This is a genomic window from Nioella nitratireducens (genome assembly GCF_001879715.1).
Lineage (GTDB): Bacteria > Pseudomonadota > Alphaproteobacteria > Rhodobacterales > Rhodobacteraceae > Nioella > Nioella nitratireducens.
The window spans coordinates 1-19,275 of the sequence record NZ_MNBW01000032.1 but is presented as its reverse complement, the minus strand read 5'-3'; the positions used below and the strand labels follow the sequence as shown (position 1 = coordinate 19,275).

General features: G+C 59.8%; 15 protein-coding genes and 2 pseudogenes. 12 read left to right on the top strand and 5 right to left on the bottom strand.

Features of this window, described 5'->3' with window-relative positions; genetic code table 11:
* Window positions 1-363 precede the first annotated feature (363 nt).
* Window positions 364-4,170, top strand: a complete 3,807-nt coding sequence (locus BKY27_RS18460; RefSeq protein ID WP_071675936.1) for a Calx-beta domain-containing protein — start codon at window positions 364-366, stop codon at window positions 4,168-4,170.
* Between the two features lie 621 nt (window positions 4,171-4,791).
* Here the strand turns inward: BKY27_RS18460 and BKY27_RS18455 are convergent.
* Entirely contained in the window at window positions 4,792-5,334 is a 543-nt protein-coding gene (locus tag BKY27_RS18455; RefSeq protein WP_146636304.1) for a hypothetical protein, read from the bottom strand.
* Window positions 5,335-5,723: 389 nt separating this feature from the next.
* On the opposite strand from BKY27_RS18455, the gene BKY27_RS18450 reads away from it, so the two are divergent.
* From BKY27_RS18450 to BKY27_RS18430, 5 genes are all read left to right on the top strand, one after another.
* Window positions 5,724-6,233, top strand: coding sequence for a hypothetical protein (locus tag BKY27_RS18450; protein WP_071675934.1), 510 nt, complete (start codon window positions 5,724-5,726; stop codon window positions 6,231-6,233).
* A gap of 105 nt (window positions 6,234-6,338) precedes the next feature.
* On the top strand, window positions 6,339-6,803 hold the full coding sequence (locus BKY27_RS18445; RefSeq protein ID WP_071675933.1) for a hypothetical protein: 465 nt from the start codon (window positions 6,339-6,341) through the stop codon (window positions 6,801-6,803).
* Complete coding sequence (locus tag BKY27_RS18440; RefSeq protein WP_071675932.1) at window positions 6,800-8,143, top strand: CsgG/HfaB family protein; 1,344 nt, start codon at window positions 6,800-6,802, stop codon at window positions 8,141-8,143. The genes BKY27_RS18445 and BKY27_RS18440 overlap by 4 nt, the downstream gene beginning before the upstream one ends.
* A 141-nt stretch (window positions 8,144-8,284) precedes the next feature.
* On the top strand, window positions 8,285-9,277 hold the full coding sequence (locus BKY27_RS18435; protein WP_146636303.1) for a hypothetical protein: 993 nt from the start codon (window positions 8,285-8,287) through the stop codon (window positions 9,275-9,277).
* 270 nt (window positions 9,278-9,547) lie between these two features.
* Window positions 9,548-10,438 carry a hypothetical protein gene (locus BKY27_RS18430; RefSeq protein WP_071675930.1) on the top strand — a complete coding sequence of 297 codons (891 nt, stop codon included), beginning with the start codon at window positions 9,548-9,550 and terminating at the stop codon, window positions 10,436-10,438.
* A 47-nt stretch (window positions 10,439-10,485) separates the two neighbouring features.
* Here BKY27_RS18430 and BKY27_RS18425 read toward each other — a convergent pair whose 3' ends face one another.
* The 3 genes from BKY27_RS18425 to BKY27_RS18415 all read right to left on the bottom strand — a co-directional run bounded on the left by BKY27_RS18425 (window position 10,486) and on the right by BKY27_RS18415 (window position 14,330).
* A complete protein-coding gene (locus tag BKY27_RS18425; RefSeq protein ID WP_071675929.1) occupies window positions 10,486-11,037 on the bottom strand; it encodes a peptidoglycan-binding domain-containing protein in 552 nt (183 codons plus the stop codon).
* Window positions 11,038-11,205: 168 nt separating this feature from the next.
* Window positions 11,206-13,806, bottom strand: a complete 2,601-nt coding sequence (locus tag BKY27_RS18420) for a hybrid sensor histidine kinase/response regulator (protein WP_071675928.1) — start codon at window positions 13,804-13,806, stop codon at window positions 11,206-11,208.
* Window positions 13,803-14,330 (bottom strand): hypothetical protein, encoded by a 528-nt coding sequence (locus tag BKY27_RS18415; protein WP_071675927.1) that lies wholly within the window; start codon window positions 14,328-14,330, stop codon window positions 13,803-13,805. Before BKY27_RS18415 ends, BKY27_RS18420 begins: the two co-directional genes overlap by 4 nt.
* Before the next feature lie 254 nt (window positions 14,331-14,584).
* On the opposite strand from BKY27_RS18415, the gene BKY27_RS18410 reads away from it, so the two are divergent.
* The 4 genes and pseudogenes from BKY27_RS18410 to BKY27_RS20675 form a co-directional block, all read left to right on the top strand.
* Window positions 14,585-15,208, top strand: a complete 624-nt coding sequence (locus tag BKY27_RS18410) for a response regulator (RefSeq protein WP_071675926.1) — start codon at window positions 14,585-14,587, stop codon at window positions 15,206-15,208.
* 281 nt (window positions 15,209-15,489) lie between these two features.
* Complete coding sequence (locus BKY27_RS18405; RefSeq protein ID WP_071675925.1) at window positions 15,490-15,738, top strand: helix-turn-helix domain-containing protein; 249 nt, start codon at window positions 15,490-15,492, stop codon at window positions 15,736-15,738.
* Between the two features lies 1 nt (window position 15,739).
* A pseudogene (locus BKY27_RS20680) lies at window positions 15,740-16,057 on the top strand (HipA N-terminal domain-containing protein); the annotation flags it as partial.
* Window positions 16,058-16,069: 12 nt separating this feature from the next.
* Window positions 16,070-16,835 (top strand): annotated as a pseudogene (locus BKY27_RS20675) (Tn3 family transposase); the annotation flags it as partial.
* A gap of 486 nt (window positions 16,836-17,321) precedes the next feature.
* Here the strand turns inward: BKY27_RS20675 and BKY27_RS18395 are convergent.
* The gene (locus BKY27_RS18395) at window positions 17,322-17,978 is read right to left on the bottom strand and encodes a hypothetical protein (RefSeq protein WP_233491903.1); all 657 of its coding nucleotides are present in this window, start codon (window positions 17,976-17,978) and stop codon (window positions 17,322-17,324) included.
* Between BKY27_RS18395 and BKY27_RS18390 the strand changes: the two genes are divergently transcribed.
* On the top strand, window positions 17,967-18,530 hold the full coding sequence (locus BKY27_RS18390; RefSeq protein ID WP_407668427.1) for a helix-turn-helix domain-containing protein: 564 nt from the start codon (window positions 17,967-17,969) through the stop codon (window positions 18,528-18,530). The two genes, BKY27_RS18395 and BKY27_RS18390, sit on opposite strands and share 12 nt — an antisense overlap.
* A gap of 3 nt (window positions 18,531-18,533) precedes the next feature.
* Window positions 18,534-19,275: HipA domain-containing protein (locus tag BKY27_RS18385; protein ID WP_199559128.1), on the top strand; the 742-nt coding region annotated here is incomplete at its 3' end.

The window sequence follows — 19,275 nt, the reverse complement described above, 5'->3', positions numbered from 1 at the left end:
AACGGCGGAGAGTTTCCTGGGCTTCATCGACATAACATCGATCCGCCTCTGGCTCCGCCATTTGTCAACATGACCTAGCAAACCCACAGTCCAATCCTTTGGGTATTTTTGATCCTTGGAGAAACTCTAGGCTTCTTTTGGGTCGGTTTCTGGAAAACTCTTTCGTGATATTTAATCAAGAGGGTGGTGAGGTTTGCAAGCGGCACGCATGTGTCCCGTGTGCCTACCGCCCGTACATTGGGCGCTCGTCTCGGTGAACGATATGTCAGACGGACAGGATAGTGAGTGTGCTCGTTCCAGCCTGTGTATCAAGCCATAGCGACGCCCCCAAAAAAATTCCAAAGTGCAGGGGCAAGAAAGTTGATGAGCGGTATGATAAATTGGCTGAAGGCGATTTTTTTGTTGATCCCGTTCTTGTGTGGCACCGCAGCGAACGCCAGCGGGACTTGCTCGGGAAGAGCGGAACTCTGGTTTCTCAATGATGAATCGGGAAGTGTTACCGATACGGAGTTCGCGAGTGCGCAGTCCTTTCTGGCGTCTGTTGCATCGAGTTTCGACTTTGCGACAGCAGGCGGTTTCCGTGGGTCATTGGTCGCCTGGGATCAGACACCGACCCTGATAAGTGGATTGACCACCACATTTCCAACTGTCGCGTCGACCTATTCCAGAAGCGGCAGCGGATCGACCTATCCTGGTGCTGCGATGGCGTACGCAGCTGGGGCGATAACAGGATACTCCGGTAGCGCATATGCGACAGACGGGGGAGCGGCAGCGCGAACGGGAGTGCCTTCTATTGTCGTGCTTATGACAGACGCGGATGGGACCAATTCTCAACGTGGCGGCGTTCAGGATGAAACGGTTTTGTTGACAGCGGCCAATAATCTGCGCGCCGCAGGCAGTGAAGTCGTGATCATGCTGATTGCCGAGGCAGCGGATCGCTATGACAGCAGCAATGGGAACTATGAGGCAGACTTTGAAACGATGATGAATACGGCGGCGGGATCTTCCACCAACGTGATCGTCGGAGCAACTTATGCTGATATCGCCAATCCTGCCAACGGGTACATCTCCAACCTCTCGAACCGGATATGCGATGTGGCCGCGACGCTTTTTCCTGCCGGCATCAGCTTCCCGACCACGGCCGGCACGTCGAGCCAGGACCTCACGGCCTCCGAGGCGGGGGACAGCGCGACGCTTCTCGTTGTCCTCGATGCCGCGCCGACGGCGGATGTCGCGGTCACCTTTGCCAACGATGCACAATGCGGGTTCTCTCCGGATCCGATGACCTTCACGGCAGCGAATTGGGATACGGCGCAGGCCGTGACGGTCACGGCAACCGATGACAGTGCGATCGAGGGTGAGCACAGCTGCACCCCCGTCATGACCATCGCGTCGTCGGACACCAATTACAACGGCCTGACCCCGAGCGAGCCGACGGTGACGATCACGGATAATGACTTTGCACAACCAGCGCTTTCGATCAGCCATAGTTTGCAGGATCTGACCCGCGAATTTACTGGTGTGTACATGGTCTCGTTTCGGACGACCCTCCAGAACACGGGTAACGTAGCCCTGACAAACATAGTTTTGGACAACAGTTTCGCTGATTTCGTCGGGGCGTCGAATATCGTTTCCGTTGTTTCAACCGCTGTCGTCGAAGGTCCGTCAGGCGTTATGGTTGACTCGTCCTATAACGGAAACGACAGTGCTGGATTGTTGCCAAGTTCGGTGACGCTCGATGTATCTTCTCGACTTGTCGTGACAGGGACGGTTCGTTTCAGGACGCCATCGGGCTTCCCGAGCGGCCTCAACGTAGCAACAGCGAATGCGAAGGAACTTGCTGTCCCCGTCTCGGACGACGCAGGCCTAGGCGTCACGGACACCGACAATGATGGTGGTGTCGATAGTCTCGAGTCCGATACGGCCGACCGGGACGGTGACGGGATCGTGGACTCGCAGGATTACGACCCCACCGGTTATTTCTATTGCGAGGATGACGGCCATATCCTGACTGGGGGCGCGGTGTCCGTAACGGATGCCGCCGGGTCTTCGGAGAACGTCACAATCGTACAGAATGGCGCTGGAGGTTACTACCAGTGGTACGCGGCGGCCGCCGGAACTTACACTATGGCCATCACCTACCCGACGGACGTCGGCATTCCGAGTACGAGCCGACTGGTGGAGACGTCGGCGCTTGATGTGACTTCTTTGTTGCCAAACGACCCTGCGTTCCTGGGCTCGACCGAGTTTGGTTCATCCGGTGCCCTGGCGGATTATTCTCTGTCCGCAAACCCCAGGTTCTACCGTGTTTTCGAGATCGCGGCTGGAGATCCCAATGTCATGGCGAACAACATCCCCATGACCCGCTGTGCCACCAATACAGCCTCTATCTCTGGCGGGGCAGACGGGGCCGAGTCCAACTCTGCGACCCCCTTTGATGGGAGCTTCACTGTCTCGCTGGTCCGGCAGGCCACTGCGGATACGCTGATTACCTATACCATCGGAGGAACGGCAACGGCGGGGACAGATTACGTGTCCCTGTCCGGGAATGTCACCATTCCATCCGGCGACACCACGGCCGATATTCCGGTGGCCGTTCTGGAAGACGGACTCATCGAGTCGCCGGAAACGGTCGCTATCACGCTGACCGGATTGTCAGGGGGAGACAGCCGAACCAGCTTGGCGACAGACGGAAGCCAGACCCGACAGATCCAGATCAGCAGTGATGACGGCGCCGGGATCGACGTGACGAATGTCGATCTGACCGCGAGCGAGGCAGGAGATACCGCGACGATGCGGTTTGCCTTGACAGCTGTGCCGTCGGCACCAGTCACCCTGACGTTCACCGGGGATGCACAATGCACGGTTAGTCCTCAAACCATGGTTTTCACCGCGGCCACATGGAACGTGTCCCAAGATCTTACCATCTCTGCGATTAGTGATGGCGTCGTGGAAGGCAGTCATGTGTGTCACCCAACGGTCACGGTTGCGTCCGCAGATTCAGATTTTGCGGCCCTGACACCAACCTTGGGCGAAGTGACGGTTTCAGATGGTCTGATTGACCAGGTTCGAGATCAGCTCACAACCTATCTGGAGCGGGATCTTGAAGCGACAGTATCGGATCAGGCCCGCGGAATCCGAGGATTTGCATCGGGGGCTGGGGACCGTCTGCGTGCAGAACCTGTTGACCTCGGCTATTGTAATGGTCCCGACACACTGGAGCCGACCGGAAGCATTTCCTACCACAACGGCACTCTCTCGGCAGATGTGTCGGTGACGGATGATTATGTCGATTGCGTGCGCGATGAACGGGTTATCGTCGAGACGGGAATGCGGATCCGATCCGTCGATGGCATTGCAGATGTCCTGTCGTTCTCCGGATCGTACCTGCGCGAGTATCGCGATGACAACCAAAGTATTCAAGGGCGTTTCCTTTCCGCGTACCTCAACACGCCCTCTGGTGGCGCCAACGGCGACCGGTTAAGGGGCATGGGTTTATCCTTTGGAGTCTATGGGGCGAACCGATTTCAGGGCGAGTTGATCATTGAGCACTATCTCGGCCTCGGTGTCGGCTACCATGATTTTCGGCTTAGTTTCGGTCGCGACACCCCCATTCTGGTCGAGGGGGGCTACCGATACGCAGCATTTTACGGTGGCATCGCGCTCTCCGGTGCAGTTGGAAACGATGAACATCCTCTCGCCCTGCGAGGCGGAGTCGATCTCGCCTATGCCCTCCCAGACGATGCCCGAGTCGATGCGAGACAGGGAGACGCTTTCGAACACGGGTCGCTGACTCTTCACGATCTGGGTGCATTTCGTCTCTTTTCCGAAGCTGACGTTTCGATCCGGGCAGGCGACGTCCCGAATGCTGCGTCAGAACGGACCGTCATCCTTAGTCCAGGGCTGTTTTGCAGCCTTCTAACGGCGCAGGAGCAACGGGCGAACTGTGGCGTTTCCCTAGGCCTAGATATCCAGGTTCGATCGATTGACGGGTCTCGTGAATTCGGGCTCGAGCTTGATGGAGAGGTCACGCGGTCAACGGCGTCGGCGGGAATACGGCTTCGGCGCACCTGGTTCTTCGACGACCGAGCGGGTCAGTCGGAGGTTGGACTGGGCGTGACCGCGACCCAATCACCCCGACTTGACTACGCGCTGAACTGGTCCTTTTGACAGTTGAGATAGACAACAACCTGAAACATCCCGCCTGAATACCGGGGTGTTTTAATTCGTTCCGAAAGTCCTGAAGTCCTCTCTCTGTATGTCTTCGTGTCTGGGGTTTGATGATGGGTTGGGTAGCCTTCAACTTCGGCACTTCGCGGCGGGCGGCGCGGTCGGTGTCGGTCAGGTCAACCTTGGTCCACGCCTCGGCGGGGTGGGCGCACAGCACGCCCGCAAAGGTGCCCGATTGCAACCGATCCGATGAGCGCCGACGTCGGGGTTGACCTTGCCATACCCGTAGCTCGCTTGAATCCGCGTCTCTTCCGCCAAATCCACAGGATTAAATGCGCCAAACTGGAAGGCCGCCGGATATTCAACCTGTGCGCGGCGGCGGGGACTTTCGCTGAATTACGCCCCGATCGTCGCGAACGCGCCCGTCTCGGGCGTCGCGTCGCACAAGTCAGCCGGATATGCAAATGGCCCACGTTTTCCAAGTGTCCCTGTGCGGGCGCGGCCTGCGCCAAAGGGCAACCGGAGAAAACGAGTGGGTCTCGAGAATCGCGCGTGCAAGGGCGATGCGCCGCGGAGGAAATTCACCGCGTCCCGCGCCGGCCCGAGTAGGCTCGCCTGCCACTATGACCGAAGACGAACGACCCGGTGATTTGCCTGAGCCGCTGCAATCGCGCGACCCAGCGTGCCGCGCGATACCGGCAGCTTTACACTTGCATCCGCAATCGGAGCCCGGGTCAACGACAGGTCAGTCCCCCCGAAGGCGTGCGAGGCGACAATCACCACCAGATCCGGCACGGCCCGCCGCAAGTCGATCATGGCCTGCACCGTATCATCGAGATCGTCGAACTGATCGAGATCGACCAGCAGGATCGAGGCCCCCGCCGGCGCACGTCTGAGCTTTAACATGCTGCAAAGGATCTGTTTCGCTGCGCGGCAGGAAAAGGACGTGGCCGTCAACCAGCCTTCATGAAACCCGAGAGACGATTCGGGATCGGCGCAGATTGCCACGGAAGGCGTTGCCATGTCGGGTACGGAGCCCCGTGACAGCAGTTCATCGGTTTTATGGCGGAGGCGATCAAGCAGTGATGCCCAATCGGGCGGCGGGTTGGACCGGACAACCCGCAGCAAGAGCATCAAGAGAGGGGGCGGTTTGGCGATGGTCACTCCATACATTGATTTCAGAGAGGAACCTGTCGGCATGCCGCACCCAGTTTGCAATACGCTATCCTCTTTAGGATCGCCCCTCACCTATTAAATTTCAAATCACCATTTGTTAATTTACTGTATCTTTAAATTAAAAAATATATCGAAGGTGTGTTAAGTGTAAATTCGATAATTCCAGACAGTGCATCGCGCTTCATTCCGCACAATTTCAATTTATGAAATTCACTACATTGTGCGTCACGTCGGATCGCTGATTGAGCGCTTCTGTTAAATCGAAATATTTACAATGACCCGAAAGATACATTCTGCAATCCATCGCTTGATATTTTTGCGCCCCGTTCGCCTGTAAGGTATTGAATTGGAACGAGATCGGGCAAGGAATTTTAGAAATGAAAAATTTGGTCAGGGTATTTGTTGTTCCGGCGACAATCTTCCTGCTCGCCGGGTGCGAGAGCACGACCGCGCCGTCTCAGGTGATGTGTTGGCAGGATACAACAGTTTCGCCGCCAGAGATGATTTGCGTGCCGATCCGTCAGATGTATGGCCAGCGGATTCCGGACAACGCGTTTATCGTCAATGACGATGGCGTGGCCTCTGGGCCGGACCCGGTGCCTGGGCCGACGCCCCCAAGTTCCACTCCCTCGTCGGAACCCGATCCGATCTTTGAATCCGTGTCAGCTGGCGGAGGCTCTTTGTCGACGACGACTGTCTCTGCGACCGGAGAGGTCGAGTCTGTGTCTATCGAGCATCCCAACGGGCGCTTTTCGGCGGGCACGGTATCAACGGTCAGCAGTGCAGGAACAACATCAACCGGCGGCAGCGGCCAAGGACAATCCACCCGCGAATTGACTCAGAGCCTTCTGGATCAGGCGTTCTCAGACGTCGGTCTGTCGCGCTAACGCAAGGCTCAGATCATGACTTTTCAGCATCTTCGCCACCTGACTGTTCACAGTGTTCTGGCAACTGTCGCAATATGCTTTCCGCTTGGCCTCACAGGCCCCGCAATGGCGCAGAGCTTTTCTTCGCCGGGGCAAAACTGGTCTGCAAGCTGGGGATTCAATTCTGCCTCTGACCGCAGCGTGCGCCTGCAAGAGGCGCAGGCCATCCGCAGCGCCGAGCAGCAGGGGCCCACTGGACCAAGCACCGTCGTCTACAACACGACAACCAACGATTACCGATCCAACTACCAGGATCTGTCCGCCATCAGCGGTACGCTTGGGCCGGTCGATTTCCACATCGGGGATGAGATAGGCCAGAACACCAATTCTGTCGGAGCGATGAACACCGGGCAAACAACGATCGAGGTGCATGGCGACAGCAACCTGATCGACGCCACCAACTCGGCCGATTCTGCGGGTTGCGTCGATGGCAGCGTGGTGAACGACACTCTGTCGTTGTCTGACAACCTGACACAGGGCAGCAGCAACCTTGGGGGCCTGACCCTTGGGCAGAGCGGAAATTGCCAATGATGCCGTCCCCTGCCCCATGGTCCCGCCTTCGCCTCGCATCGGCGCTGGCGATCTGTGCCGCCGTGGTCTCTGGCTGTTCGGGGTCGTTTGGTGCGTTCACGCCGCCGACGCGAAACATGGTGCTGCCGGACGGCCCGCCCGTGGAAGAGATTGTGACCGTCTTCGACGACGCCCTGCAATGTCTGCGCGGGCAGGTGCCTGGCGGCGTCACCTTCGGGGTCGGTCAGGTTGTCGATGCGACGGGGCGCGAAAGCTATGCAGAGGGCGCTTCGGGGCGGTTCCTGTCGCAGGGCGCAGGCGAGATGGTGCAGTCGGCGCTGTTCCGGGCCGGAGCCGCGGTGGTGAACCGACGCAATCCCGATATCGCGGTGATGGAAACCCAGTGGGGCATTCGTGACATCCGCCAGCAGTTGCCGGTCAATTTCTACATCACCGGCAGCATCAACAGCCTTGATTTCATTCCCGGTGGTGGCACCAGCTTCACCGTGGCCGGGGTCGGCCCGCAATATCGCCAAAGCCGGATTCTTGTCGGGCTGGACCTGTCGCTGACCGATGCCTTCACAGGCCGTATCGTGGCCAGCGTGCCGCTGCAACGACAGATGTTCTCGCGTGAGTTCGGCGCCAGCATCGGGCGCTTCTTCGGCGATACGCTGGTCAGCCTCGACGCCGGCGGGCAGCAACGGGAAGCGGTCCATTTCGTGCTGCGCCAGATGCTGAGCCTCGCGACGTTCGAGCTGGTCGGTCAACTGGTCGACGAGTCGACCTATCGCAATTGCCGTTCGTCGGTGGCGCAGTATATCGGCGGATCGGACCAGTTCCAGACCGGCGCCCCCGAGGCCATCCAAGCCGCCTTGGCCACCGCCAGCGACCTTGCCACCCGGGACGCCGCCGCGCCCCAGCAGGCCGCCGCCGCACAAGAGCAGCCGTCCGGCTCGCGGGAAGTGGCGGCGCTGTCGGTCGAGGATCACATCCAGCAACTCAACAGCCAGGCGTCGGTTCTGGGCGCCCGCGCCATCGCAGCGGCCGAAGAGGCGTTGGCGGCGGAAACGCTGGATGTCCAAGCACAGAAGACGGCCGAGGCGCTGCAACTTGTCCGTGCGGCAGGCCAGTACCTGCGTCGTGCGGCGGAACTGGGCCTGACGGGGCCTGCCGGGGACGCCACCGCGATTGTCGTGCAGCGGGCACTCGAGATGGCAACGGAGGCCAACGACCGAATGTCGGCTGCGGCGGAAAACGGCACCGATGCGCCTGCCCCCAGCCCGTCATCGGAGGCGACCGGCAGCCCCGCGGCCGCAGTACCCGGAACACCGGAATACGAGCGCATTCCCGGCGCTCGATAGCAGATCCCGCGGCGTCTGAGGCGACGCGGGAAAAGACCCGAGGGACGAAAACTTGGGCACTTAAAGGGGGCCCCAAATCCCCCCGAAAAATTTAACGCTACGGGGATTGGGGCCCGAGCAAAGTTGAAGAAGAGAATGAAGATGAATAAGCTTCTTGCTACTTCCGCCATCGCACTCGTCGCCCTGAGCGGCGCAGCGTCGGCACAATCGGTTCTGGAACGTGTTCTGACCCAGATCGACAACTCTACCAATCTGGCCTCCGTCAACGGCACCTTCGCCAACGTCGCGGAGAACATCGGTTCTGCAACGGCGGTTAACACCTACGACGCATTGACCGCAACCAGCACTACGGGCACAAACTTGGTTGCAAGTGCAACTCAAGCACAGTATGACGCGTGGGTCGGAGCCAATACGGCGTCCCAGACGTACAACGCCGTTGGGACGGATTTGGTCTACTACGATGTGTCGACTGGCACGGTTATCCGTACTGCTGAGTACAATAATTTGACTGCAACACAGCAGGCAGCCTACACCGCAGTTGGAGATGGAAATACCCTGATCCAAAACGCTGACGGAACTTTCGATACGATCGTTACGACCGGCCTGGCTGCTGAACTTGCTGCTCGTACCGCTGACCTTGTCAATGCCGCAGCGGGTGTAACCACGGCATACACCGGGCCTGCTGAAGGCATCAACGGATCGATCACCAACACGATTGCTGGCCTGACTGCTGCAACTCAGCAGGCAATTGCAGGCACCGTGACGGCGACCGATTGGGGCACTCCGACCGTGAACCTCGGTGACATGGCGACCACCGCGCTCGGTGCCGTCAACACCGGCGACATCACCCTCGGCGTGAACGCTGCCGTTGACAACGCCCAAACCTCGACCACGTCTGCAGTCTCCAACATCATCAGCCAGATCGGTGGCTCGGCTGACACCGGTGCAATCGTGCTGAACATTGCCTCGAACATGACCGGCGTGAACGGCGGGATCGTCAATACCATGGATGCCGTGAATGGCGCCGTTGGCGCACTGTCCACCACAGCCCTTGGTGCAGTCAACACCGGCACCATCACCTCTGGTGTTGGCGCAACGGTTGCTGGCATTGTCGGCAGCACTGCTGGCCAGTAATTGGCTTTTTGAAATTGGTGGGGGCCACACGGCCCCCACCCCGCCACACTGCAACAGTCTGGGTCATGGTTTGCACGGTTTTGTCAAAACCAACACCTATTTGTTTGGCATTTTTCAATGCATGTCGTTGACCGTGCGTTATCTGCCCGATCCGCGCGGTCCGGGGCCGTTGTCCCCCCAGGGAGGGCCCCGAAGAAGTTCGGCCATGGCGCGTGCTGTCGCTGGCTGTCGTGGTCGAACTTCTTCCCCCCGTTTTCAGGTCTGCCTGGCTTGAAACGGGGGGCTTTTGTCATTCTGGTGGCCTTGGCCCCTGCCCCCACCGTGGCGCAGAGCGTGTTGGAGCGGGTCTTGCCGCTGGTCGCCCAGATCGAAAAACTGAATGCCGGGTCGCTGTTTGCCAATATCGCCGAAACCGTGCCCGGCGACTGGACCACCGCGCCCCGCCGGTTGAGCGGTGGCGACCGCGTGGTCATCGGCTACACCCCCGATGGCCAGCCAAGCCTTGCCGTGGCCGGGGCGGATGGCCTGACCATTACCGCAGCAGACACCGCCGGCCATTCCCGCGGCCTGCCGCCGGGATACTACCCAACTGGCAGCCTGCTGTTTGCCCTGCCTGCAGGGGCGCAGATGTCGCTATATCAGACCGATGCGGACGGGGCGGCCCTGGCCGTGGCACAGGAACAGATTCAAGCCCGCATCGACGGGCGCATCACCACGCAATTGATCGGCCTGACCCTGCCGGAAGAGTTGACGACGATTGCCGCCGTTTCCGGTGATCTCGCCAGCTATGTAGATATCGGCGCGATCCAGTCGACGACCCTTGGTGCGGTCAATACCGGCCAGATCGTGACGGATATTCAGGTCGATTACGTTCCCGGCCTGAGCGGCCCCGAGATCGGCTATGCCAGCTCTCAGATCGCCATGGGGTCCAATGCGCAGATCGACGCCGTCATTGCCTCGGCTGCGCAGGCCAGCAGTCTGGACAGCCGCTCGCTCGGCGGAAGCGCCGAAGCGGCCATCATTTCGCTGAACGTGGCCAGTAACACGGTCGAGGTCACCGGCGCGATCCTGACACGCGTGCAAGGCCGGGCTGCCTCGGTCCAGACGCAGATCACCACGGTGCTTGGCGCGGTAAATGGGGGCGTGGTCGAAATGCGCTAGGGGCCGGATTGCTACGGCCCCTGTCCCGGCGCGCCTTGGGTCAGCCCCTAGTGGCGAATGACCTCGACCACCTCGCGTTCCACAATGATCCGATAGCCATCGGCACGATCGACGAACAGCGTGTCATAGCGCTGTGCGGCATCGCGGCGCGGGATCAGGTCATGGACCAGAGCGCCCATGTCTGGTCTGCGGGCATAGGCGCTTGGCACGACCGCCGGCATATGCGGCACAGTGATGCGGGCATCAACCGGCCCGAGCCCCAGTTGCCCCGGCGTGGATCCCGGCGCAACCGGCAACAGTTGCACACGGCCAGTCCCTGCCGGATCTTCGACAACGTTGAACACATGTGGCTGCGCGGCCCGCAAGGCAAGCTGAACGGCGGTGTCGGTCTGAGGCCCCCAGATGCCGTCGATCGCGCCAGCGTAGTAGCCGTAGCCCTGAAGATGGCGCTGCACCCACCGTGTCAGGCTGCGGTCGCTCTGCGATCCATGCTCGGCCACCAGCAGAACATCCGACAGCCGTGCCTCTTGCGCCTCGGCGGCGTCAGTCGTGGCGGCGGCAAGCAAAATCGCAAGGCCAATGGCCCATCGAGTCACCATGGTGAAACCTCCTCAAATCGTTCAAATTTCAGGGTTTTTCTTATCATGAAACCGATGCCGACCAACGGGAAAGCCGCCGCGTTCAACGAAAGACATCAAGGGCCAGTTCTTTTGCATCTCGGCGCGGTCGCTTTCGGGCGACCACGGGGGTTGGAAAGCGATGCGGGCCTAGATGTTCAGTTCACCACAGAGCCGCTCGGCAGAGGCCAGACGACCGGCAACGCTGTCGAGAAGGTCGGAGGAAATATCCGGCTGCCCGGCATTCGCGAGCAGTTCCAGTTCCTGCAGGGCTTTGCTCAACGCGCCGAAGCCAACCATCGCAAGCGCCCCCGCCGCGCGGTGTGCGTTGAATCCCGCAGATGGCTGGCCCTCGCGGGCGGCCTCCAGCGCGGCCCGGGCAAAGCCGATTGACTCGCGGATCAGCTCCGATCCCATGTCGCGGCCAAGCATCGTGATGGTGCTGGACACCCGGTGGCGCGTGTCCTGTTCGATGGACGGACTTTCGGAGTCGGCCCGTGGATCGCGGCTTTGGCCCACAAGAACGGTCAGCCGGGTCAGCATTCCATCCAATGCCTCAAGCGAGAACGGTTTCACCAGCACCTCGCAAAACCCGGATTGATAGAACTGGTCTGAGGCTACAAAATCGACCTGTGCCGTTATCGCGATGATCGGCACATTCCGCGAGGCGCCGCCGTCCTGAATCCGGGCGGTCGCCTCCAGCCCATCCATGCCCGGCATCCGCAAATCCATCAGCACGGCGTCGAAACGCTGTTGATCCGCCTGTTCAATGGCCTCAGGGCCGCTGAACGCACAAGACGCGCTATGGCCGAGCTGGTTCAACATCCGCATCACGAGTTCGCAATTCAACCGGTTGTCATCGACCACGAGAACCGACAACGGGCGTGTGGCTGTCACGACGTCACAATCGTCCGGGTCCGGGCGCGAAACCTCTACCGTCACTGGAAGGGCCGTGGCGAGTGGGATGGTGAAGCTGAACCGTGACCCGACGCCGGGACAACTGTCCACCGTGATCGTGCCCTGCATCTGCTGGACCGCCTGTCGGGCGATGGCCAGGCCCAGACCCGAGCCGTCAACCCTGCCATCGCTGCCGCTATGCAACGCACGCTGATACGGCGAAAAGATCGCTTGGTGATGTTCGGCCGGAATCCCGGCCCCGGTATCAATGACCTCGGTCAGCAGCGAACACGCGCTGCCCGTGTCGTCGCAAACATATGTCAGGTGCATCCGCACCTCGCCCGTCGAGGTGAATTTCAACGCGTTGCCGACAAGGTTGTAAAGCGTCTGGGAATAGCACAGTGGCATGCCCAGAAAACCGCACCCTGCCGGCGCGCCTACGATGTCCAAGTGCAGTTCCAGCCCATCCTTTTCGGCCAGAATGCGCAGTTCATCGGCGATGTCGCGGGCCTCTTGGCCAGGGTCGAACCGAACCGGCACTTCGGTGCGGACGGTCCCCTTGATCGCCGCAAGCGCCTGATCGACCTGAATAAGTGCGCGCTGGCTGCTCTTTTTCGCAGCCAGCGTCAGGCGGTCCAGGTCCGCCGACGAGGGACGTTGCTGCATAAGATCGAGCGCCGCGATCATGCCGTGCAGCGGGGTGCGCATTTCGTGGCTCATATTGGCAAGGAACCGGTCCTTGGCTGCCGCCGAGTCCCGCGCTTCTTCGAGGGCTGCGCGAATCTTGGCCTCTGCCCTGAATTCCTCGGTGACATCGCGGATGAAGACCAGAACCAACGGCTCCTTGTTCACGCCCGATGTCGCACGTATGGCCAGTGAGAGCGGAAAGACCTCGCCATTTGCCCGCCGTCCATAGCATTGCGCGGGTTCCAGGATGACACCGTTTTCATCCTTTTTTCCCAGAAGAAGGCTGCTGAACGCAGCATTGGCGTCATTGCCAATCAGCGGGATGATGAAATCATCGAGGAACCGACCACGCAGGGTTTCAGGACCGGTGCCGAAGATCCGTTTTGTTTCGAGATTGCTGAGAACGATCCGCCCCTCGTAATCGCAGACGGTCAAACCGCCGAGAGATCCGTCAAAAGCCTGGCGCACCAAGAGGTTCGCCCGCGCGGTGGCTGCAGCATGTTGTTTCAAACGGCGGGTCAGGAAAAACGCAATGGTCGCCCCTAACAGCGTGGTCGCCAGCAAGGTCAGGGTCTTGGCCAGGAATGTGGCAGACAAGTCTTTGTTTTCCAATCGGGCCACTTCCGCCTCTGCCGAGATGGCCTGCATCGCGCCGCCGGTCACGGCACGCACATCGGATGCCAGCGCCAGCAAGCTACTGTCGATCCCTCCAATGGCGGTCAGATCGGTCGGGCGCAAATCATCGACCATCCCGGTCATGATGTCGACGGTGTGGACAAGGGCCTCGACATCCCCTGACACCTCGTCGGGCAGATGCAGCCCTCGGGCCGTGGCCAGAAAGACGTCGACCCGGCTCAGGAAGATGTCGGTTTCAAGCCGCAGGTTTTGCATGGCTTGCGCGATGTCGTCCGCCGATCCGCGTAAATTGGCAACCCGAAGGTGGGCCAGTGCCAGCCAGACCGCCTGATAATCCACTTCCAGCTGCGTGACATTCCAGACCCGGTTATCACCCTCGGCTTGCCGAACAGAGTCGAGCGAGCGGCCGAAGTGAACCGCGCTGACCGATAGCGACCACGAGGTGAAAATCAGCAAACCGAACAACACCAATCCGACCAGATGGTAGCGGGTCGGGACCGGGAGGAGAGAGTTGTTGCGATCGGGCGTCATCCCACGACGTCAATGCGGCGCAGTTGCCAAACGCTGAGCGTATAAATCACCTCGGACCGGAACCGTTCGTTGGAATCATAGGGAAAGACGATCCAAAGCGGCCCCTTGTCCCGCACACCGAAAGGCGCCCCGTCGATCCGGTTGGCAAGGATTGGGACCGTGTCTTCGACCACCGCCACATCCATATGGACAATATAGTCGTTCAAAGCCTGCAGACGCAGCGTTTCCGGGCGCGCCACACCCTGTGCAGCGGCCAGGACGTCGGACAGCGAAGGGCCGGAAAAGGTTTGCACCCCGCCCGTCCAAATCGTCGAGGTGTCAAACCTCTGCTGTGGCAAGGCCATCAGGTCCGCATCCGAGAAATGAACCGGCGCGCGATCGGATCCGGGCGTCACACTCAGGATCGTTTCGGCCCCTGAAACTTGGGATTGCGCCCAAGCGGCATGGGACATACCCCCCCCAAGGGCCGCAGCCCCCGCAATGCGCATAAGGTCTCGGCGGGTCATCCCGGTTGCGTCGTTCATCTTGGTCCCTCGTGGTAGCCGCGTATCCGGAGGATACTTGTCCGTATCCTGGCTTAATACAAAGGACGCAGAAGGTTGTGGACCCTATCTAAAGATACATGAATGGGTCAAGAGCAGTATACTGGCTTTTTATACTGGAAATTTTGCGCGGCGAGATACATTCGAGAGACATAGGGATAGTCGGTAGAATTCGAAAAATTCGAACCATACCAAAGATATACCCAAACTTTATGTTTGGGAGACGGGACAACGAGATGGACGAAAAGAAACAGACTCGGGTGCTGATCGCGGACGATCACGTGCTGCTGGGTCAGGCCGTGGCAACCGTTCTTCGAGCGGTTGAGGGGTACGAGGTCATTGTCGTCGATTCATTTGAGGCGCTTCAGGATAACCTCGCAAACACGGCGGCCGATATCGTGATGCTCGATGTGAAAATGCCGGACATGAAGGGCCTGCCCAGCATTCGCGAGGTTCTGGAGCTTGCCAACGAAGCCCGGGTGGTGCTGTTCTCGGGTCAGGTGGATAACCAGTTTGTAACTGATGCGCTTGCCCTTGGGGTGCAGGGCTACATCCCCAAAACAATGCCGCTGCAATCGCTGGAAAGCGCGCTGCGCCTGATCCAGTCCGGCGTCGCCTTCGTGCCGATGCAGACCGGGCAGGCCAAGGCGGACCGAGAGAGCGTTCGCGAGAACCTGACCGACCGGGAATCCCACATTGTCAAACTCGCGGCGGACGGATTCACCAACAAGGAAATCGCCCGCGATCTGGATGTAACCGAAGTGACCGTGAAAATGCACATGCGCTCTGTTTGCAAGAAACTCGGCGCCCGCAACCGTGCCCATGCAGCAATGATCTGCCGCGAGCGAATGCTGATTTAACCCGCAAGACAGGGGCACCGCACCGGGCCCGGAACAAGGGGCTATGCGGGAAGTGAATACCTTTACCTAAGGCACATCATATTTTGATCTTTTGATCGATGGTCGTGGCTTCATTGATGGCTTGGATGCCCCCTCCCGGCGGCATCAATGAGTAACGCTGCACGATCCATGAAACTCGGCCGCAAGCCCTCGCCTTGGCGACCATCGCCTAAGGGCTATTAGGCGGAAATATAGCGCGAAAGCGATTTTGACGGAATATCGCCCCTGAGCTATCAGGATTCATGGAGAGTCTGCCCGCCTATCCCATTCGAAGCCTGCGCCAAGCCGGGACCGTGCTGCGGGCGCGGCGAGCGGCGCGGAAGATCAGCCAGAAGCAGCTTGGCCAGATGACGGGAACGGCGCAATCCACCATTTCAGATATCGAGAACGGTGTCGTATCCGTCAGCCTCGACGTCTACCTGCGCCTCTTGGAAGCCCTCGGCGCCGAACTGTCCGCGACGGATCGTATAGCTGACCCTGGGCAGCGCTAGGATGGCACGCATCGCACGCGCGGGTCGCCGCACACGCCAAAGCATGACAGCCGTCTGGTACGAAAGGTCGAAGGTGGGAACGCTGACCCGCGCGACGGATGGTGCCATTGCGTTCACCTACGATCCTGCCTGGCTCCTGTCCGAGGCAGCTTTTCCGGTTGCCTGTGCCCTGCCGCTGACCACGCTGAAATGGCAGGGCGATCCCGTCATCGCCGCCTTTGACAACCTGTTGCCCGATGCAGAAGGCGAGCTGCGCGAGAAGATCGCCACGCGTGTCGGGGCGCAGGGCAAGGATGTGTTCTCTCTGTTGTCTGTGCTGGGGCGCGACTGTGAGCCCCTCGTCCATTACACAGATACCGGCGGCGTGTCGGACCACGTCTTTGCTCTATTCCACCTGTTGGGGATGACCTTCGCGCCGCGTTTGCGCGATTTTCCCGATCGGCGGTTGGCCTGCTTCGGAAGCGCGAAGGCGTGGGCAAACTTGTCGCCCATCATCGGCAAGCCGATCAACGAAGAGGTGAACCGGCAGCATTGGGGCGACATCATGCGGCTCGCGGCCAGTATTCAGGACAAGTCTCTGAAACCGTCCGAAATCCTGCGCAAGTTTGGGGCGTACCGGCAACAGAACCGGCTGTATCTTGCCCTCGGTGAAATCGGCCGGATCGAACGCACGCTCTTCATGCTCGACTGGATCGAGAACGCCGATCTACGCATGGAGTGCCACGCAGGTCTCAACGGGCGAAGCGCGCCACTCGCTGGCCAGAGCCGTATTTGCGCATTCACAAGGGCGTATCCACGATCGCTCTGACGCGGCCCAACAGAAACGCGCCATGGCGCTCAAACTCGTCATCGCCGCCATCACGTTCTGGAACACGATCTACATGGATAAAGCCGCCGGCCATCTCGCGAAGTCCAGCCCCTTATACGATCCAGCCCTCCTGCCGCATACATCGCCGCTCGGATGGGAGCACATCATCCTGTCCGGCGACTTCGACTGGCATTCAGGAGCCGCTGAGCGCAAAATTGCACGACCGTTAAACATCAGGCCAAACCGAGACGAAAGCTCGCGATCGGGTTCGCTAATTGTTCTCACTTAGCGTGGTTCTAAAAAGAAACCTTCCGACGGGGCCAGACAGTAGTGACGGTCGATCGAGGGTCAGTCAGAAGCCGATGATCGCGCTCGTGGCCACATCTGCAGCGATGGTCAGATAGGGGCGACCAACGAAGACGCCGTAGTCGTCAATCACCTCGACAAACTGGATGTCTGAGGGTGGCAAGCTTGTGTGCTGCAACAGAGAGATTTGTCTGCGTGATCCGTCGCAGGATCAGGCCGGTCGTAGGTTCCATGGTCGAGGTCTCCTTGGGGATCCGACGCCATGTCGTGAGACAACAACATTCTTGCCAGCAAGACAACTTTGCTGGTTGCAGGTGTTTTAGCCGTGCGCTAGGAAACTCTTGTTCACGGAGTTTTCTTGCACGGCGTCAGGCTTCACGGTCTGGCGTCGTCTCCTTTTCTGGGTGTGGTACACATTCTTCGGTGCAGGGCTTTTGGGACGTGTTCGGGAGGTCGGGCGCGAAGGTTGTTAGTAGCGAACTTCCTCTGAGCCGTAGTTCCCGGCATGATCTCGCCAATCGACGAAGACAGAGCGATAGGAATAACTGCGGCAAGTGTTTGGGATCGAGAGCTGCGAACTCGGCGGAACCAGACCGGCGTTGGACGAGGTCCAGCGATAGTCACCTTGCACGCCGTAAGATCCCAAGCGCGTCGAGTCGGTCTGATTGCACTCACCCTCCTGGTTTTCGCGCTGACCGTACAGAATATGAAAAACCCGGATGCTCCGCACGAAGCCGAAGGCGTCGCCTGAGATGTCGATGTCGGCTTGTTCGTTCGCTTGGGCCTCGATCACCGGAGCACCACTCGGAAAAGACTGCCGCGGCGGCGCCACCCGGAATGTGGCATCGAACAGACGTTCGCGTGCTCCGGGGACTTCCAGCGGCGCGTAAGAGGTACCCATGGGACAGCGCCAGATCTGGAGCGGTGGTTCGATGGGCCAGGGGGTGATCCGGCGGATGAATACCGCTCGGGCATGGGCACAAGGTGCCGATGCGGGCCAGCCGCCAGCAAGACAGAGCAGGATGGCGCAATCCACCTGGTAGGCACTGGCGGGCGTCGCAAGTGGAACCTGGCCCGAAAGCGTCAATGTCGCGGCCATCGCCAGCCGCATGATATGGCGTCTCATGTATCGACTCCTCACAAAACTATTTGGGCGAATGCAATACAACACGATCGGCGGCAATCGGAATTCTTTGATTGGAATATCCGGCTCGAAGGCCCAGGATCTATGGCTTGGATGCGGCAATTGCTCGGAGAAGCGGGGCAGAGAGAATCAATCACTTGCCTTATGTCGCCTTATGCATACATAAAGGCTTCAATAAGACCGAGGATAGCAGCATTGCCTGTGTCATACCTTCCGCCCCCTGCCGCCAAGCGGGCGATCCGAAAGCTCGGGTCCGATATCCGTGACGCACGTTTGCGCCGCGGCTTGCCGGCGTCTGTTGTCGCCGAACGGGCCGGTATTGCGCGCTCGACCTACCACAAGATCGAAAAAGGTGATGCTGGCGTGTCCATCGGCATCTATGCGGCTGTGCTGCAAGCATTGAACCTGATGGATGGACTTGCAGACCTCGCTGATGCCAGGAACGATCCCCAAGGTGCACACGCAGCTCTTGAGCGCTTGCCGAAACGCGCGGTTCTTGCGCGCAAGAAACCTGGCTCCAAGGAGAGCAGCTAGGCCATGGCAGAACGGGTTGTCGAAATTGACATCGAGCTCGATGGTGCGTCGGTGCCTGTCGGAACCATGCGTTGTGTGCCATCCCGGGCGCGCGAAACGGTAGTTTTCGAATACTCGGAGGATTGGCTGAACCGGCCAGAGCGATTTGCTATTGATCAGGGTGTGCCGCTCTCGCCCGGGCCGTTTGTGCCATCAGGCAATGGAGAGATGTTTCCAGCCCTTGGCGACAGTGCCCCGGACAACTGGGGCCGTGCCTTGATGCGGCGCCGCGAACGGCGCCGCGCTGCGCGGGAGGAACGTCCGGTTCGAACCTTGTTCGAGACGGATTATCTTATGGGTGTCTCCGATGTCAGCCGCATCGGAGCCTTGCGGCTGCGATGGCGTGGCGATGCCGACTATGCAGCACCCATCCAAGATGGCGTTCCGGGGTATATCGCGCTCCAGCGTCTTCTCGACGCAGTCGGGCGTTTCGAAGCTGGCGAGGAACGAGACGAGGACCTCGATCTCATTTTTGCGCCCGGGGCATCGCTTGGCGGAGCACGCCCAAAATGCTCGGTCTATGATGTGCAGGGCAAGCTCTCGATCGCCAAGTTTCCCAAGGCTGACGACGATTACAGCAAGGAACGCTGGGAGGAGATCGCCGCGCGATTGGCAGATCGGGCCGGCCTGACCATGGCTGACCACTCTCTGGCAAACATCGGTGACCAGCCGGTCTATCTGAGCGCCCGGTTTGACCGACGCGCAG

Excerpts from the sequence above, each read along its gene's own strand:
- BKY27_RS18460 (WP_071675936.1), top strand. The coding sequence starts at position 364 with ATGAGCGGTATGATAAATTGGCTGAAGGCGATTTTTTTGTTGATCCCG.
- BKY27_RS18450 (WP_071675934.1), top strand. The coding sequence starts at position 5,724 with ATGAAAAATTTGGTCAGGGTATTTGTTGTTCCGGCGACAATCTTCCTG.
- BKY27_RS18445 (WP_071675933.1), top strand. The coding sequence starts at position 6,339 with ATGGCGCAGAGCTTTTCTTCGCCGGGGCAAAACTGGTCTGCAAGCTGG.
- BKY27_RS18440 (WP_071675932.1), top strand. The coding sequence starts at position 6,800 with ATGATGCCGTCCCCTGCCCCATGGTCCCGCCTTCGCCTCGCATCGGCG.
- BKY27_RS18435 (WP_146636303.1), top strand. The coding sequence starts at position 8,285 with ATGAATAAGCTTCTTGCTACTTCCGCCATCGCACTCGTCGCCCTGAGC.
- BKY27_RS18425 (WP_071675929.1), bottom strand. The coding sequence starts at position 11,037 with ATGGTGACTCGATGGGCCATTGGCCTTGCGATTTTGCTTGCCGCCGCC.
- BKY27_RS18420 (WP_071675928.1), bottom strand. The coding sequence starts at position 13,806 with ATGACGCCCGATCGCAACAACTCTCTCCTCCCGGTCCCGACCCGCTAC.
- BKY27_RS18415 (WP_071675927.1), bottom strand. The coding sequence starts at position 14,330 with ATGAACGACGCAACCGGGATGACCCGCCGAGACCTTATGCGCATTGCG.
- BKY27_RS18410 (WP_071675926.1), top strand. The coding sequence starts at position 14,585 with ATGGACGAAAAGAAACAGACTCGGGTGCTGATCGCGGACGATCACGTG.
- BKY27_RS18405 (WP_071675925.1), top strand. The coding sequence starts at position 15,490 with ATGGAGAGTCTGCCCGCCTATCCCATTCGAAGCCTGCGCCAAGCCGGG.
- BKY27_RS18390 (WP_407668427.1), top strand. The coding sequence starts at position 17,967 with ATGGCGTCTCATGTATCGACTCCTCACAAAACTATTTGGGCGAATGCA.
- BKY27_RS18395 (WP_233491903.1), bottom strand. The coding sequence starts at position 17,978 with ATGAGACGCCATATCATGCGGCTGGCGATGGCCGCGACATTGACGCTT.